This window comes from Caulobacter sp. GW821-FHT09H08, from assembly GCF_059415885.1.
In genome coordinates this window covers 172,109-187,169 of record NZ_JBWKOC010000005.1, presented here as the reverse complement: position 1 = coordinate 187,169, position 15,061 = coordinate 172,109, and the positions used below count along the sequence as shown (strand labels likewise).

At 67.6% G+C, this 15,061-nt stretch carries 13 protein-coding genes; 3 read left to right on the top strand and 10 right to left on the bottom strand.

What is annotated here, in order from left to right; translation table 11 throughout:
- Positions 1–71: 71 nt before the first annotated feature.
- Positions 72–854: a hypothetical protein gene (locus AC07NN_RS18725; protein ID WP_494644424.1), complete on the top strand. Its 783-nt coding sequence runs from the start codon at positions 72–74 to the stop codon at positions 852–854.
- Positions 855–884: 30 nt separating this feature from the next.
- Here AC07NN_RS18725 and AC07NN_RS18720 read toward each other — a convergent pair whose 3' ends face one another.
- The 10 genes from AC07NN_RS18720 to AC07NN_RS18675 form a co-directional block, all read right to left on the bottom strand.
- The gene (locus AC07NN_RS18720) at positions 885–1,667 is read right to left on the bottom strand and encodes a glycoside hydrolase family 19 protein (protein WP_494644422.1); all 783 of its coding nucleotides are present in this window, start codon (positions 1,665–1,667) and stop codon (positions 885–887) included.
- 4 nt (positions 1,668–1,671) lie between these two features.
- Positions 1,672–4,293: a type VI secretion system ATPase TssH gene (gene tssH, locus AC07NN_RS18715; RefSeq protein WP_494644419.1), complete on the bottom strand. Its 2,622-nt coding sequence runs from the start codon at positions 4,291–4,293 to the stop codon at positions 1,672–1,674.
- A 29-nt stretch (positions 4,294–4,322) separates the two neighbouring features.
- Positions 4,323–5,339, bottom strand: coding sequence for a type VI secretion system baseplate subunit TssG (gene tssG / locus AC07NN_RS18710; RefSeq protein ID WP_494644418.1), 1,017 nt, complete (start codon positions 5,337–5,339; stop codon positions 4,323–4,325).
- A complete protein-coding gene (gene tssF, locus AC07NN_RS18705) occupies positions 5,303–7,144 on the bottom strand; it encodes a type VI secretion system baseplate subunit TssF (RefSeq protein WP_494644416.1) in 1,842 nt (613 codons plus the stop codon). The genes tssG and tssF overlap by 37 nt, the downstream gene beginning before the upstream one ends.
- A 4-nt stretch (positions 7,145–7,148) precedes the next feature.
- Positions 7,149–7,631: a type VI secretion system baseplate subunit TssE gene (gene tssE / locus AC07NN_RS18700; protein WP_494644414.1), complete on the bottom strand. Its 483-nt coding sequence runs from the start codon at positions 7,629–7,631 to the stop codon at positions 7,149–7,151.
- Positions 7,632–7,693: 62 nt separating this feature from the next.
- On the bottom strand, positions 7,694–8,488 hold the full coding sequence (locus AC07NN_RS18695) for a type VI secretion system accessory protein TagJ (protein WP_494644411.1): 795 nt from the start codon (positions 8,486–8,488) through the stop codon (positions 7,694–7,696).
- Positions 8,489–8,511: 23 nt separating this feature from the next.
- The gene (locus AC07NN_RS18690) at positions 8,512–8,997 is read right to left on the bottom strand and encodes an Hcp family type VI secretion system effector (RefSeq protein ID WP_494644409.1); all 486 of its coding nucleotides are present in this window, start codon (positions 8,995–8,997) and stop codon (positions 8,512–8,514) included.
- Between the two features lie 54 nt (positions 8,998–9,051).
- Positions 9,052–10,536, bottom strand: coding sequence for a type VI secretion system contractile sheath large subunit (gene tssC, locus AC07NN_RS18685; protein ID WP_494644405.1), 1,485 nt, complete (start codon positions 10,534–10,536; stop codon positions 9,052–9,054).
- Between the two features lie 42 nt (positions 10,537–10,578).
- Positions 10,579–11,130, bottom strand: a complete 552-nt coding sequence (gene tssB / locus AC07NN_RS18680) for a type VI secretion system contractile sheath small subunit (protein ID WP_494644402.1) — start codon at positions 11,128–11,130, stop codon at positions 10,579–10,581.
- A gap of 106 nt (positions 11,131–11,236) precedes the next feature.
- Complete coding sequence (locus AC07NN_RS18675; protein ID WP_494644400.1) at positions 11,237–12,223, bottom strand: type VI secretion system protein TssA; 987 nt, start codon at positions 12,221–12,223, stop codon at positions 11,237–11,239.
- Between the two features lie 195 nt (positions 12,224–12,418).
- On the opposite strand from AC07NN_RS18675, the gene AC07NN_RS18670 reads away from it, so the two are divergent.
- Entirely contained in the window at positions 12,419–14,491 is a 2,073-nt protein-coding gene (locus tag AC07NN_RS18670) for a type VI secretion system Vgr family protein (RefSeq protein WP_494644398.1), read from the top strand.
- A gap of 54 nt (positions 14,492–14,545) precedes the next feature.
- Positions 14,546–15,058: a DUF6931 family protein gene (locus AC07NN_RS18665; RefSeq protein ID WP_494644395.1), complete on the top strand. Its 513-nt coding sequence runs from the start codon at positions 14,546–14,548 to the stop codon at positions 15,056–15,058.
- Positions 15,059–15,061 lie beyond the last annotated feature (3 nt).

Sequence of the window (15,061 nt, the reverse complement as noted above, 5' to 3'; positions counted from 1 at the left end):
CTCGACAAGCTCCACCACGAAGGTAGAATGTGAAAATCCGGGCTTGAATGGCCTGGAGGAGGGGCAACGACATGGCGCTTCTGGGGATCATCGACGGCACGGGTCCCTTCCGGGACACCACCTATGAAGCCGCCATGCGGTGTTCGTTCTGCCGGCAGATGGCGGACACCAAGGGGCTCAAGGTTCACTATCTCCGAGGCCCTTCCGGCGATGGCGTCTCCACCTGGAGCCGCGCCCGCCAGATCGTCGACTGGGCGCGGCAGGAAAGAGCCAAGTCTCCGGACACGCCGCTTTACCTGGCCGGCTACAGCCGCGGCGCCTGGGGGGTCACCATGGCCGCCGAATGGCTCAGCGAACAGCGCATCCCCGTCCGGGCGATGTTCCTGTTCGACCCCGTCAGGATGCAGGCCTTCCCCGGCGGGCAGTCGGTGCCGGCCAATGTCGGCCGCGTCCATATCGTCCGCCGCCGGCACGATGCCCAGATGATGGACAGGTACGACTGGCAATCGTCGGTTTTCGACGGAAGCATGAACCCGGTGCGCGCCTGGTGGGGCGTGACCAGCCTGAACACCCTTGGCCGGCCCGGAAGCGAAGCGTCCTATCTGGGCTCGCACGGCGCGCTGGGCGGGGTCGGTTGGCAAGGCCTGCGCGAGGATCTGATGTGCCAGCCGCAGGTGGCCACCTTCATGAACAAGGCGTTCGAGGTGGAAAAGCTGCCGATCAGCATTCGGTCGATCAACTTTCCCAGCACGTTCGAGGGCCTCGGGACGGACTACGAAAAGATCAAGGCCAAGGTGCTGTCGGGCTACGAGTTCGCCCGCTCGGAATTGAGGGCGTTTATCGACGCCCTGTGACACCCGGTCTTCCGATCGTCAGGCCGATGGTCAAGGCTGTCGGGGCGCGAAGGCCTGTTTGGCCACTTCGAGCAATTGCCGACGCTCGGCCAGGCCCTTCAGCGCCTTGCCGTTGACCCCTCGGGTGACTGCCGTCGCATCGTCGCGATCGGCCGGGTCGTTCAGCCGGCGCTGCTTCCAGAAGGCCACGGCGATCCGCGCGGCGATATCGGCCTCGGCGGCGCGCTCGGGCGTCTTCTCCAGGTCCAGCCCCTTCACCGAGATCAGCCCGCTCATTTCGCGATAGTTGCCGCGACCGGTCAATTGGATGAAGCCGCGCCCTCGGTAGCGATAGCCGTCGCCTGGCTCCTTGTTGCCGGTGGCCTTGGCGTAGACGAGGTTGGCGAAAGCCTCGCCGGTCGTGTCGCTGGCCAGGAGCTCCGCGGCCTGCTTTTCGTCCTTGAGCACCGAGAAGGTGGCGAGCGCCGCGGCCGGCTTGTAGCGAAGGCTTTCGACCAGACGCGTGAAGCGCAGGCACTCGTGGGCCAGCTGCGAGACGAAATGGGTGACGCGCAACAGGGTCTTGATGTCGGCGCCGCGCCGGTGGCGTTCCAGCGCGGCGGCGTAGTCGGCCAGGGTCTCGGCGCTGGTCTGGCTGCTGGCCAGAGGCCGAAGCTTGGACAGGGTGATCGTGCACATCGCGTCCAGCTCGGCGGCCGTCGGCATACGGCTCATTATCTGGCGCGTGGCCGGCGGTGTCGCCACGCACAGGGGCGCGCAGACACCCGTCGGCGGTGTGCTGGGCGTGTATCTCTGGACGGGCGGGCTGGCCATTCTCCTACCCGAATGTGTAGGCGAAGCCGCCCGGCGCGGCCTCCACCGCGATCGACTGCACCGGCGCGCCGTTCATCTGCCTGTTCAAGAGCTCGACCGACATTTCCGGCAACATGGTGTTGGTCAGGATGGCGTCGATGACCCGCCCGCCGGAGGCGACTTCGTTGCACCGCGAGACGATGAGGTCGACCACCGCGTCGCTGTAGCTCAAGACGATGCCGTGGTTCTCGGCCACACGCTTCTTGATGCGGTCGAGCTGCAGCCGGACGATGCCCTGCAGCATGGTCGGGGATAGCGGATAATAGGGCAGGACCACCAGGCGGCCGAGCAGGGCGGGTGGGAAGACCTTGAGCAGCTCGGGCCTGAGGGTCTGGGCCAGGGCGTCGGGTTCGGGCCGCAGCTCCTCGTCTTCCGACAGCTGGGTGATCAGGTCGGTGCCGACATTGGAGGTCAGCAGGATCAGGGTGTTCTTGAAGTCGATGAACCGCCCCTCGCTGTCGTCCATGTAGCCCTTGTCGAACACCTGGAAGAACATCTCGTGGACGTCCGGATGGGCCTTTTCGACCTCGTCGAGCAGGACGACGCTGTAGGGCCGCCGCCGCACGGCTTCGGTCAGGACCCCGCCCTGGCCATAGCCGACATAGCCTGCCGGCGCGCCCTTCAGGGTCGAGACGGTATGGGCCTCCTGGAACTCGCTCATATTGATGACGATCAGGCTGTCGTCGCCGGAATAGAGCAGCTCCGCCAGGGCATGAGCGGTCTCGGTCTTGCCCACGCCTGAGGGGCCGCAGAGCATGAACACCCCGACGGGCTTGCTGGGATTGTCCAGGCCCGCGCGGCTGGTCTGGATACGCTTGGCCAGGGCCTCCATGGCGTGTCCTTGACCGACCACCCGGGTCTTCAACTGGTCGGCGATGGTCAAGACCGAGGCGATCTCGTCCTTGACCATCCGTCCGATCGGGATGCCGGTCCAGTCGCCGACCACGGCGGCCACGGCGTTGGCGTCGACCTCGCCGAACACCATCGGCGCATCGCCCGCCGCGGCGGCATGGGCGGCGATCGCCGCCTTCAGATCGTCGGTTCCGGCGGCCCCGTTGGCGATCAACGCCGCGCGTGCGGCGACGACAGCCTCGAGCGCGGTCTTTTCGGCCGCCCACTGGGCGTTCTGGACCTCAAGCGCCTGGCGGGCCTCCACCAGTTTCTCGCCAAGCTCGTCGATGCGCGCGGCGGGCCCGTAGTGCCCCTCCGCCTCGCGTCGTGCGATCTCCAGTTCGGTCTCGAGAAGCTCGACCCTGCGCCGGGCGCTTTCGACAGGCGCGGGGGTGGCGTGCTGCGACACGGCCACGCGCGCACAGGCGGTGTCGAGCAGGCTGACCGCCTTGTCGGGCAGCTGGCGGGCCGGAACGTAGCGCTGCGAGAGCTTGACGGCCGCTTCCACGGCCTCGTCCAGGACGACCACGCCGTGATGCTTCTCCATCATCGGGGCGACCGACCGGATCATGGCCACGGCCGGCGCGGTGTCCGGTTCGCCGACATTGACCGTCTGGAAGCGGCGGGTGAGGGCGGGGTCCTTCTCGAAATACTGGCGATACTCGGCCCAGGTGGTCGCGCCGATCGTGCGCAGGCGCCCTCGCGCCAGGGCGGGCTTGAGCAGATTGGCCGCGTCGCCAACCCCGGCCTGGCCACCGGCGCCGATCAGGGTGTGGGCCTCGTCGATGAAGAGGATGATCGGGGTCGCCGAGGATTCCACCTCGTCGATCACCTGCCGCAGACGCTTTTCGAACTCGCCCTTCACGCTGGCGCCGGCCTGGAGCAGACCGATGTCGAGGGCGCGGAGGGTGACGCCCTGCAGTGCGGGCGGCACATCGCCGTCGACAATGCGGCGTGCGAAGCCCTCGACCACTGCGGTCTTGCCTACGCCCGCCTCGCCGGTGAGGATCGGGTTGTTCTGGCGACGGCGCAGGAGAATATCCACCACCTGGCGGATTTCGGCGTCGCGACCGACGATGCGGTCGATCTCCCCCTGGCGGGCCTTTTCGGTGAGATCGATCGAGAACCGCGCCAAGGCCTCGCCCTGACCGAGCGGACCGGCCGCCTGGCCGTCGGCGCCCGCCTGCGGGATGGCCGCGCTGGCTGTCTCCTGCGCGGTCTCGCTCGAGCCGGCGACAATACGGTCGAAGTCGTCCCCCAGCGCACCGACCTCGACCTTGCGCCACTCGGCCGACATCGCCACCAGCGCGTTGCGCAGGACCGGCGTCTTCAGGGCCGCATAGAGGAGATGTCCCGAGCGCACCTTGGCCGCGCCAAACTGCAGGGACGCGTAGAGCCAGCCCTTCTCGGTGGCCTCCTCCACGGCCGGGGAGAAGTCCGAGATCGAGGTCGCCCCACGCGGGAGGGCGTCCAGGGCGGCCAGGACGTCACGGGCCAGCACCGCGTCGTCGAGGCGAAAGCGCGCCCGGATCCGCGCCAGATCGCCACCAGCCTCCTGCAGGAGCACATGGATCCAGTGCGCCAGTTCGACATAGGGATTGCCGCGCATGCGGCAGAAACCCGTCGCGGTCTCCAGGGCCTTCAGGGCCGTTGGGTTCAAACGGCCAAAGAGCGCCGCCCTGCTGATCTCCGCCACTCTGATCCCCCTCGTCCCTAGGTTTGCCTTCAGGCCGCCTGCGCCACGCGCCGCAGCCTCGCGTCCGTCCTGACGCCGTCGCCTCCGGGCGCCAGCCAGGTCGACCATCCCAGTCGACCCGCTCCTCCCAGCTGGGCGCCGGGCGCCTGATCCTCGTCGATCTCAAGTTCTAGCTCCCAGGATAGGTGTCCCGGGCAAAAGGCCTCGATCGCCTCGGCCGCCAGGGCGAAGCGTTCGCCCGTCGGCAGGAGGGCCTCGTACTCGCTGGCGTTCTTGACCCGCACGGTCAGCCGTATGGTGTCATCGGCCACCCGCACGCGGGCGCCCAATACCGCGCCCTGGCCCAGCCCCACGCCGCCGCGCCCATCTAACCGGACCTGGTCGGCGGGCTCGATATCGCGCCAGCGCCCGACGAACTCGCGCACCTTCACCGGCGCGCCGAGGATGTGCGACACCGCGTCCTGCAGGGCCGCGGTGTTGCGTCGGCCGGCGAACACCCCGGCGTAGAACCGCCGATGGGCCTGGCTGAAAGCCTGCCGGGCTTCGGCGCCGTCACGTGCGCCCGACAGGGCGTCGATATAGCCGGCGAAACGGTCGTCGTCGGGGCGGTCGGCCTGGGCGGCCGGCTGGCTGTCGGCCCAGGCCCGGTAGAAGAACTGCAGCATGCGATTGCTGATCAGGTCGAGAAAGTCGCCGAACGGCGTGGTGGCGGAAAAGCGCCGCTCGTAGGCCGCATACTCGGTCAGGTGCAGCGGCAAGGGGCCCATCGGCCCGGTCAGGCCAAGGAAGTACCCGCGCACCCGATAGACGCCGCGTGGGGTCGGCTCGACCCCCTCCAGCGTAGCGGCTGGAAAGTCCAGGGTCGGGGCATGGGCCAGGCGCATGACGTCCTGGGCCGGCTGGCGCGCGCGTCCGATGCGCGGCCGGTCGCGCGCACGGGCTTCGGCCTCCCTGGCCAAGGCGAAGAATCCGTATTTCCGGATGCTCGCCGCGGCCGATTGCAGGAAGGTCAGATGGTCGGTCTCTGACTCAGTCTCGGCGGCCAATGGGCGAACTCTCCTTGCTCGGGACTTTCGAAACGGGTCTCGATGAAGCTGTTTACGGGCGCGAATTCCGACAGGAACCGATCCAGGATCGAGGAGAACAGGAACATGCGGTTGTTCTCGAACGCCGCATCGTCCAGTCGCAGGGTCAGGGCCAGTCCGCGGACGAAAGCGTGACGATCCGCTCCGGCCAACCGGCGGGTCACCGGCCGGGCCTTCAAGCTCAGCACGCCGTCGAGCTGGCGGCGCAGCAGCGGATCATCGGACCTGGCGTAGAGCGCCAGGTGATCGCGCAGCGCCGCGGCATTGCGCGCGGGATCGCCGCCCGCGAAGGCGGTGTAGTTCGGCGTCAGGTGGGCGATGATCCGCCAGGCTGCGTCGGACAGCCCCATCGGCGGCCTCGGCCGGGTCGGGCTACGAACGAAGACCGCCTCGGAAACCGGTGCGTCGGTGACCGACAACACCCCGCCGCGCCCCCCGACGCGAAGCAGTTCGGGGAGTTCGCGATTGGTTGCCAGCGCCCGGATCGCCAGGGCGCGCACCTGGCCCGTTCGGGTCGGATCGCCCGGCGCGCTCAAGCTGACCCAGGTCTCGCTGCCCAGATATTCGTCGCGCCCGCGAAGGCGCTGCTCCTTGGTCGACAGGCGTCGCAGCCGCAGGCGGCTGGAATAGAACAAGGCCTGGCGATCATACAGGAGACTACCGAGGGCATAGAGCGGCGCCACCGGTCGAGCCTGGCCCTTGTCGTCGTGGGCGACGACATCGAGCAACCGATAGACCTCGTAGTCTAGCGGCCGTGTCCGGTCGGGCATGACCAAGTGCTCGTGGGTGTGGGGATCGACGCTCGTGCGCCCGAGTTGCAGCTCGAAGAGATTGATCACCGGCGCGCAGTAGAGGCGCAGGGACTCGGCCGACACCGCGCCGGCCAGGTTCACCGCCGCGCGCGAGAACAGGATGACGATCTCGCATTGCCTGTCACAACCAGCCATGGCCTGGCGCAGGCCTTCCAGGCGCACGAACAGAAACCGCTCCGGACAGGCGCAGTATTCGGTCAGGAGGCGATAGCCGCGGAACGAGCGGCCATCGTCCGGCAGCAGGGCGCTGTCGCTGTCGAAGCCATGGGGCTGGGGCAGGGAAAGCCGATCGCCACCCGAGCCCTGGCCGACACAGGCGACGGCGTCGCCGAGGATCTGGCGGTAGAGCTCTCCGGGGATGGCCTCGGAGCCGTGCAGATAAAGCGGCAGGCTGTCGAGCGGCAGGCTTCCGAGCGGGGCCTCGCCCGTGGCCTCGAACACCAGCTTCAACCCGGCCTCGGCCCGCACGCCGGCGCGCGCGGCGTAGGGCCCTACGGCCAGACGCGACGGGAGGTACTCGGCCTGGGCCAGCCGCACCGGCCAGAGGTCGACCGCCTGGCCCGTCCGGAAGCGGCAGGGCGTGTCATGGCCGCGTACGGCGATGGTCAGTTCGGTATGCCGTTCGACCCGGGCGCCGGCGGCCAGGCCCGGGTCGGCGCCGTTCGGTGAGAAGCCGACGACCGCCATCGCGGGGGTCGGCGAGACATAGCTGGGCTGAATGGCGCTCAGCAGCTGCTGGGTGAACTCGGGAAACTGGTCTTCGAGCTTCAGCTGAACGCGTGCGGACAAAAAGGCCACGCCCTCGAGCAGGCGCTCGACATGGGGATCTGGCTCGTCCGGAAACTTCGGTCCCAGCCGGCCGGCGACCCCTTCGTTCTGCTCGCCGAACTCTCTCGCGGTTTCGCGCAGATAGGTCAGTTCCTCGTTGTAAGCGGCCAGCAGGCGAGGATCCATCGTCCTAGTCCCGCACCTTGACCGCTCCGGTATCGGCTTCCACGTCGGTGAGCAGTCGGACCTGAGCCGCGCCGGTGCTGCCTCTAACCTCGCCTTCGATCACATAGGTCACCGCGTTCTCGCGCTCGCCCGCCGCGCGGGCGCGCACGACGAGCGAGGCCTTGTCCATGCGCGGTTCGAACGCCTCGACGGCGGTGCGGATGTCGCGGGCCCGCGCCTCGATCGCCCAGTCCGACACCGACTGCCCGGCCAGATCCGGCACGCCATAGTTCAGCACCGAGGACGCCACTTGCGGAAAGGGCTGCAAGTCGATCGACGCCCCGAGATTGGTGGTGTTGAGCAGCCAGGCCATTTCACGACGCACCGTCGCGCGCAGCGCGCTCTCGCCGAACCGCTCGATATTGGGCACGGTGTAGAAGCGCAGGGTGCTCGGCACGAACGCCGTCGAGCTTTGACCGCGCTCCTCGTCTTCGAGATGGTCGGACAAGCCACGAGGCGCTTCGCCGCTGATCAGCTTGTCCAGGAGGGTAGGGGTGAACCGGGGCGCCACTAGGCCAGGTCCCGCATCGAAAGACGGCGAAGGGACAGGATCGGCGCCTCTCGGCCATCGCTGAAAGCCAGCAGCTTCTGACCCGCGCCCAGATCGCCGTACGGCGTCGAACGCCAGGCCGTCTCGCGCGCCAGCCGCAATGTCCCGGCCTCCTGAGCCACGCCGGGATAACGCGTCGGCAGGAAGGCCGCGATCGACTGACCCGAACGCAGTTCCAGGCGCGCCGGCAGCCAGGCCAGATCGCGCAGGTCCTGGGGCCCGTCGCTCTCGATCGCCGCGAGGGCCTCGAAGGGCACAATGCCCCACTCGCCCGCGATCAGCGCCTCGAGACAGGGGCCAAAACGCGGGTCGGCGTCGGCGACCCAGTCGAAGTCGCGGCCTTCGTCCTCCCCGGGCGTATCGGCGGCGGCGTCGAAGGCCGCGTCGCGCAAGGATCGCGCCGTGTCCAGGTCCCCCGCCGCCCAGGCGGTGAGGCCCTGGGCGAGGTCGTCGACCCAAGGCGCGGACAGGATCAGGACCTTGACAGGTCGGCGGCCAGCGAAGGCCTCCTCGCGTTGACGCTCGCCGGCGATCAGCTGATTGCACAGCACCGCCAGCATCTCGGCCTCGGGGTTGAGGCTGGCCAGAGCCTTTGCCTGCGCGACAGCCTTGTCCCATTCGCCGCAGAGCATCATCAGCTGCAGCAGGAACATGCGGGCGGCCGTGTCCGCGGGGTTGCCGCGCACACGTTCCACCAACACCGCCCGCGCGCCATCAAGGTCGCCGGCGGCGAGCCGCTCGTCGGCTGCCAACATCGAAAGCCCCCGAAGCTGAGCGCCTAGATCGACTTGCCGGCCGCCAGGTCGTAGCCGAACTCGGAGGGCGCGCCAGCCCCGCCGGACGCCGTCTGCGGCGTGTAGATGACCTTGAAGGTCTTGAAGTTCAGCGCGACCTGTTCGAGCAGCAGGGGCGAGCCCTGATCACTATGGGCCTGGATCGACGAGACCAGGATGTCGGTCAGCTCGATCTTGAAATATTCCAGCTGGTCGCCCCCGGCCTTACGAACCACCAGGGTGCCCTTCTTGACGTGATCGCCCTTGGCGCACGACTTCATCAGGATCGGCGTCGAGGAGTCCACGCGCTTGAAGATCGTGATGTCGCTGACCTGCACCTTGCCCGCGCCCGACCCGGCGCCGTAGTGGCCCGTGCCGGCGTTCTGCATGCCCCACGACCAGTTCAGGACTTCGATCTCGTCCTTGTGCTTGCTGTCGGTGGACTCGCCCTTGATACCTTCGAGTTTCAGAAACGCATCAACCTGAGCCATGATCATCTCCGTTGCCTGGCCCCCCACGGGCCGGGTGAGTGTGACGGTGAACGCTTACTGACCTGCGCTCCGCAGCTTCGACACCATGCTCAGGGCGACATCCATGCCCTCGAACTGGTAGTGCGGCACAAGCTTGAAAGTGCCCCGATAGAAGCCGGGGTTGTCCTCGTCGGGCACGACCTGAATGTCGGCCTCCTTCAACGGACGGCGCGCCTTGACCTCGTCGGTCGAGTTCTCCGGATTGCCGTCGACATACTGCATGATCCAGCTCTGCAGATCCTTCTGCAGCTGGGCTTCCTCGCGCGTCGACCCCACCCAGTCGCGGACGATGCACTTCAGGTAGTGAGCGAAGCGGCTGGCCGCGAAGATGTAGGGCAGGCGTGCCGACAGGTTGGCGTTGGCGGTGGCGTCGCTGTCGGTGTAGCGGGCGGGCGCATGCACGGTCTGGCCACCGACGAAAGTCGCCTGATCGGTGTTCTTGCGATGCAGCAGGGCCATGAAGCCGGCCTTGGACAGCTCGCCCTCGCGGCGGTCGCTGATGGCGATTTCCGTCGGGCACTTGAAGTCGACCCCGCCCTCGTCCGTCGGGAAGGCGGCGGTCGGCAAGCCCTCGACGGTGCCCCCGGATTCCACGCCCCGGATGCGCGTGCACCAGCCGTGGGTCTTGAACGAGTCGGTGATGCGCACGGCCAGGGCGTAGGCGGCGTTCACCCACAGGTGCTTGTCGTGGTCCCCGCCCGTCTGCTCCTCGAAGCCGAACTCCTCGACCGGCTCACCCTTGGCGCCATAGGTCGGACGCCCAAGGAACCGCGGCATGGTCAGGGACAGGTATCGGCTGTCGGTCGAGGCGCGGAACGAGTTCCAGCCGCTGTAGTCCTGAGCCTCGAACTGTTTGGCGATGTCGCGCGGGTTGGACAGTTCCTGCCAGCTGTCCATGCCCAGGATCGAGGGCGCGGCGGCGGCGATGAACGGGGTATGGGCGGCCGCGCCGATCTGGGTCAGGGCCTTCATCAGGTCGATGTCGGGGCCGCTGTGATCGAAATAGTAATCGCAGACCACCGCGCCATAGGGCTGGCCGCCCAGGACGCCGAATTCCTCTTCGTAGATCTTCTTGAAGAGCGGGCTCTGGTCCCAGCCCGCGCCGCGATACTGGCGTAGTGACTTGCGGGCCTCTTCCTTGGAGATGTTCATCACCCGGATCGACAGGTCCTTGCCGGTCGGCGTGTTGCCCACCAGGTACCACAGCCCGCGCCAAGCCGATTCCAGGGCCTGGAAGTCGGGATGATGGATGATCTTGTTGACCTGCTCGGTCAGCTTCTTGTCGATCGCCGCGCGGATGGCGTCGACGGTCTCGAAGACATCGTCCTTGATGATCTTGTCGTCGGACAGCGCCTGCTCGGCCAGGGTGCGGACCGCGTTCTGGATCAAGGCGTGCCGGTCGGGCGTGGGCCGGAAGTCTCGCTGGAGAAGTTCCGCGAAATTATCGACAGTGACCACTTCGGCCGCGCCGGCGGTCTTCTGTTCGAACTGCTGCGCCATGTCGTGGGCCTTTCGGAAGTGCGTGACGCTTGAAGGGGACGGCTATTCGGGCGCCTTGTCGGCGGTGTCGGCCTGAGCCTTTTCCGCGGCAGCCTTGTCGGCGGCGGCTTTTTCGGCCGCGAGCGTCTCCATCAGCTCCTTGTTCTGCAGGATCTTGTCGAGAAGGTTCTGGGCGGCGTCCTTGCCGTCCATGTACAGCATCAGGTCGTTCAGCTGCTTGCGCGCGTCGAGCAGGGTCTTGAGCGCGGGGATCTTCTCGGCGATCGCGCCGGGCGAGAAGTCGTCCAGCTTTCTGAAATCCAGACCGACGGCCAGCTTGCCGTCGCCGGTCAGGGTGTTTTCGACGTTGAACTGAGCCCGGGGCGCGATCTCGCGCATCTTCTGCTCGAAATTGTCGATCGAGACGTCTTCGAAAGCGCGCTTGTCGAGCGAGGGCTTTTCCTTCGACGACGCTCCCGACAGATCGCTCATCACCCCCATGATGAAGGGCAACTCGACGGTCTGCCGAGCGTTGCCGGTCGCGACCTCGTATTCGATGTGAACGCGAGGGGCGCGATTCTCCTTGATGAAGCGCTGACCGCTCTTGGTATTCATGTTGTCCCCCTTCTTCGCGGCCCGCTCAAAGAATGCTGGTCCACGAACGCCGCTCTTCAACCGTAGATCAACAATCGGCGTTTCTCAAAGCCTTCAATTGTCGTCGCTACTCGTTTTCACGTTGCGAGAGCACGCGTCTGGCGTCGCCCAGGCTGTCGGGTGCGATATCCTGCAGCACGGTCAGGAAATCGAGATTCACCCAGGCGCGCGCGCGCTTGAGGACCAGCGGCACCGGACTGCTGGGCTCCTGCCGCGCATAGTAGGCGCAGATGGCGTCCAGGGCCTTGATCACGTCGTCTCGGCTGCGAATGGCGCTCGGCGCGCCGGCCGCCGCAGCGGGAGCCGGCGTCGTGACGGGCGCGGCCGCGGCGGGTTCATCAGCGGCCTCGGTCGCCGCCTCGGCGCCGAGGAAGGGCGCGATGGCGCGTTTCATCCGCCGCAGGCTTTCGTAGAGCTGTCCAAAATCGGGGCGGTCGGCCGAGGATTCAGTATGCGCTCCGAACTGGGCGTCGCACTCGGCCATCGCCGCGGCGATGGCGTCCAGCGATGCGGCTGCTTCGGCCAGTCTGGCCGCGCCATCACTCTCCATGATCCGCGAGAAACCGACGTCGCTGCCCGCGTCGGCCCCCGCCAGACGTTCCAGGTCGGCCGCCGCGAAGGATCCGTGACGCGGATCGCGCAGCAGCGGGGTCGCCTCGAAGGCGCTGAGGAAGGCGCGGCGTTGGCCAAGCTCCGCGCAGCGTGACTTGCGCCCCTGGGCGCCCACATCTTCGATGGTCGGATAGACTTGGTCCCAGGCGCTCAACAGGCCCGCGAGCAGGCGCGTCCCGTCGACGACCTGTTCCAGGTCGCCCAACCGCGCGCCCGCGCGGCACACATACACCGCCAGCCAGAGATCCTTGGACTGACCGAGCAGGCCGACGATCTTCTCGGTGACCGTGCGCCAGTTGGGCTCTTCTTCCTGGAAGTCCAGGCGCTGGATGGCCTCGAAGAGATCGTCGATCGCCCGGCGATCGCGGTCATCGGCCAGATCCACGCCAGCTGGAGCATCCGGCGAGATCGGCGCTAGCAAGGCCTCCACATCGATCCGCATCCGTCGCCCCCGCAACCATCCGCGCCAAGGGCGTCGCGTCTCGCACGGCCCGCCTTTTCGCCGTGAAGCTTAGGCTCGGACGTGTTTGTTGCGCAACCTGCCACTTTGAGTTGGCCCGCAGCTTGATGAACGGCGTTCTGTCGGTGCAATGTCCTTTTGGGGCCGTCGCGACGGCGAGGGGGCGCACCGGGGATCATGGCGCAATCATTCAGTCAGGCGGGGCGTCTTGCCTCGGTGACGGTGGAGTCGTTGAGCGACAAGCTGGCGCTGGAACGGTTCACGCTGGCCAGCCGGCTGAGCGAGCCCTTCACCCTGACCCTCGACGTCCTGGCGCTCGAGCCGATCGACTTCGCGCCCGTCCTCTACAAACCCGTGACCATCGCCATGGCGGCCAAGAGCCAAGTGGCGCGCCCCTTTCACGGGTTACTCTATCAGGTCGAGCGTCACGACGACGACCAGACGGCCGTCCGCTATCAACTGACCGTTCGGCCCTGGCTCTATGCGCTGCACGCCCGCAGCGATGTCCGGATCTTCCAGGACAAGTCCGCCCGCGAGATTATCGAAGCCGTCTTCGCCGACGCGGGCTTCGCCGACTACGACTTTTCGTCGCTGGAAGGCGTGCTGGCCCGCCGGGAATATTGCGTCCAGTACCGGGAAACCGATTTCGCCTTCGTCGCGCGCCTGCTGGAGGACGAAGGCCTTTACTACTATTTCCGTCACGAGGCTGGCCGCCATGTGATGGTCATCTGCGATGGTCCGTCCGGCCATCACGCACCGCCCAACACGCCCTCGGTGGACTATGTCTCCAACAGCGGCGATCGCGGACGGCGCAAGCTCAACATCTGGCGCTGGTCCGAGCGCCTCTCCACGGCGGTCTCGGCCGTGGACGTGGGCGAGCACCATTTCCTGCATCCGCGCGAGCGCAACGCCGGCGCCGCCCGACCGGCCGATCAGGGCCCGGCCAACCCCGGCGCGGCCTTCTACGATTTCCCGGCCGGCGTAGGCGCGCTGTCCGAAGGCGCGGTGGTCAAGCCGGGAAAGCTGGGCGCCGAGAGCCGGCGCGAGGCCGAGATCCGTCTGCAGGGCCTGCGGGCCGAGCATCAGCGGTTCCTGGGCGAGGGCGATAGCTTCGAGATCGGAGCCGGCGACAAGCTGACCCTGGTGCGCCATCCCCAGGCGCGGCTGAACGGCGACTATCTGCTCGTCGGCGTCACCCACGTCTTTGCCGGGGAGTCCTATGGATCGGGGGAGGGCGATGATCACGTCCTCGAGGTCCATATCGAGGCGGTTCCGTTCGCCCATCGCTGGCGTCCGCTTCGGGTGACACCACGGCCGATGGTCGGCGGCCCGCAGACCGCGCGCGTCGTCGGCCCTCTGAAGGATCCGGGACCGACCGACGACACCATCCATACCGACGCCTACGGTCGCGTGAAGGTTCAGTTCTTCTGGGATCGGGACGGCAAGTGGCTGCAGAACAGCTCGTGCTGGGTGCGCGTCTCGCAGGGCTGGGCGGACGGCGGCTTCGGGTCCGTGATGTTGCCTCGGATCGGCCAGGAGGTGATCGTCGACTTCCTCGACGGCGACCCGGACCGGCCGATCATCACCGGCCGCGTCTACAACGCCGACAAGATGCACCCCTACGTCTTGCCCGATCGCAAGACGGTCTCGACGATCAAGTCCCGCACCGTTGGCAAGGCCGGGAGCTATCCGGAGGCCGAAGAGCCGCCCAAGGCCGGCGAGCCCGGCTTCAACGAACTGCGGTTCGAGGACGCCGGCGGCAAGGAAGAGGTCTTCCTCCATGCCCAGCGCGATCGACGCACGTGGGTGCGGCTCGATCATGAAGAGAAGATCGGCCGCGACCAGAAGCAGCGGGTCGGCCGCGACCGCACCGCCGTCGTCCATCGCCACGAAGGCCTGGAGGTCGAGACCGGCGACGAGACCCGCAAGGTCAAGAAGGGATCGCGCAAGACCACGATCCATGCCGACGACACTCTGACGGTCGAGAAAGGCAACAGCCGCACGACGGTTTCGAGCGGCGACTACAACGTCACCATCTCGAAGGGCAAGGCGGTCATCGAGGCCAAGCAGTCGATCGAGCTCAAGGTCGGGCAGACCAGCATCAAGCTGACCCCCTCGGCGATCGAGATGACCAGCTTGAATGTGAAGATCGACGCCAAGATGGCGCTGGCGGCCAAGGCCGGCCTGACCGCCGACCTCAAGGCCGGCATGACTTTCACCATCAATGGCATGATCGTGCTGATCAACTAGGAGGCTGGGGTGTCGGGGGACTGGACCAGGGTGAAATGGACGGAGGCGGGGCAGGTGACCGCCGTGCTCGGCTGGACGGCCGCGCCCGGCGATCCTCCGGCCGGCGACACGCCCCATGCCTATTTCAGCGCCCTGCGATCGGCCGGCCGCCAGGCCGAGGCGGTCGAGTTCCTATCCCAGGCCTTGCCGCGCTGGGAGGTGGTGGCCTGGGCCGCGCGGGCCGTGCGCGATCTGGGCGGGCTGGGCGACGCGAGCGACCAGGCCGCCCTCCGTTCAGCCCTGCTGTGGGTGGAGGATCCGTCGGAAGAACGCCGCCGCGCCGCTCAGGGTAGCGCCGAGGCTGCCGAGGCCGACAGTCCCGCCCGGTTCGCCGCCTTGTCGGCCTTTTTCTCCGGCGGCTCGATCGCGCCCCCCGACGCCGACATCCTGCCCGCGCCGCGCGACGCGGCCGGGCGGTTCGCCGCCGGCGCCATTCTCACGGCGGCGGCGCGTCGCGAAGACATGGACGCCACCCTCGCCGCGGCGCTGGATCTCGGCTCGGCGATCGCGGCCGAACGCGCGGGATGACCC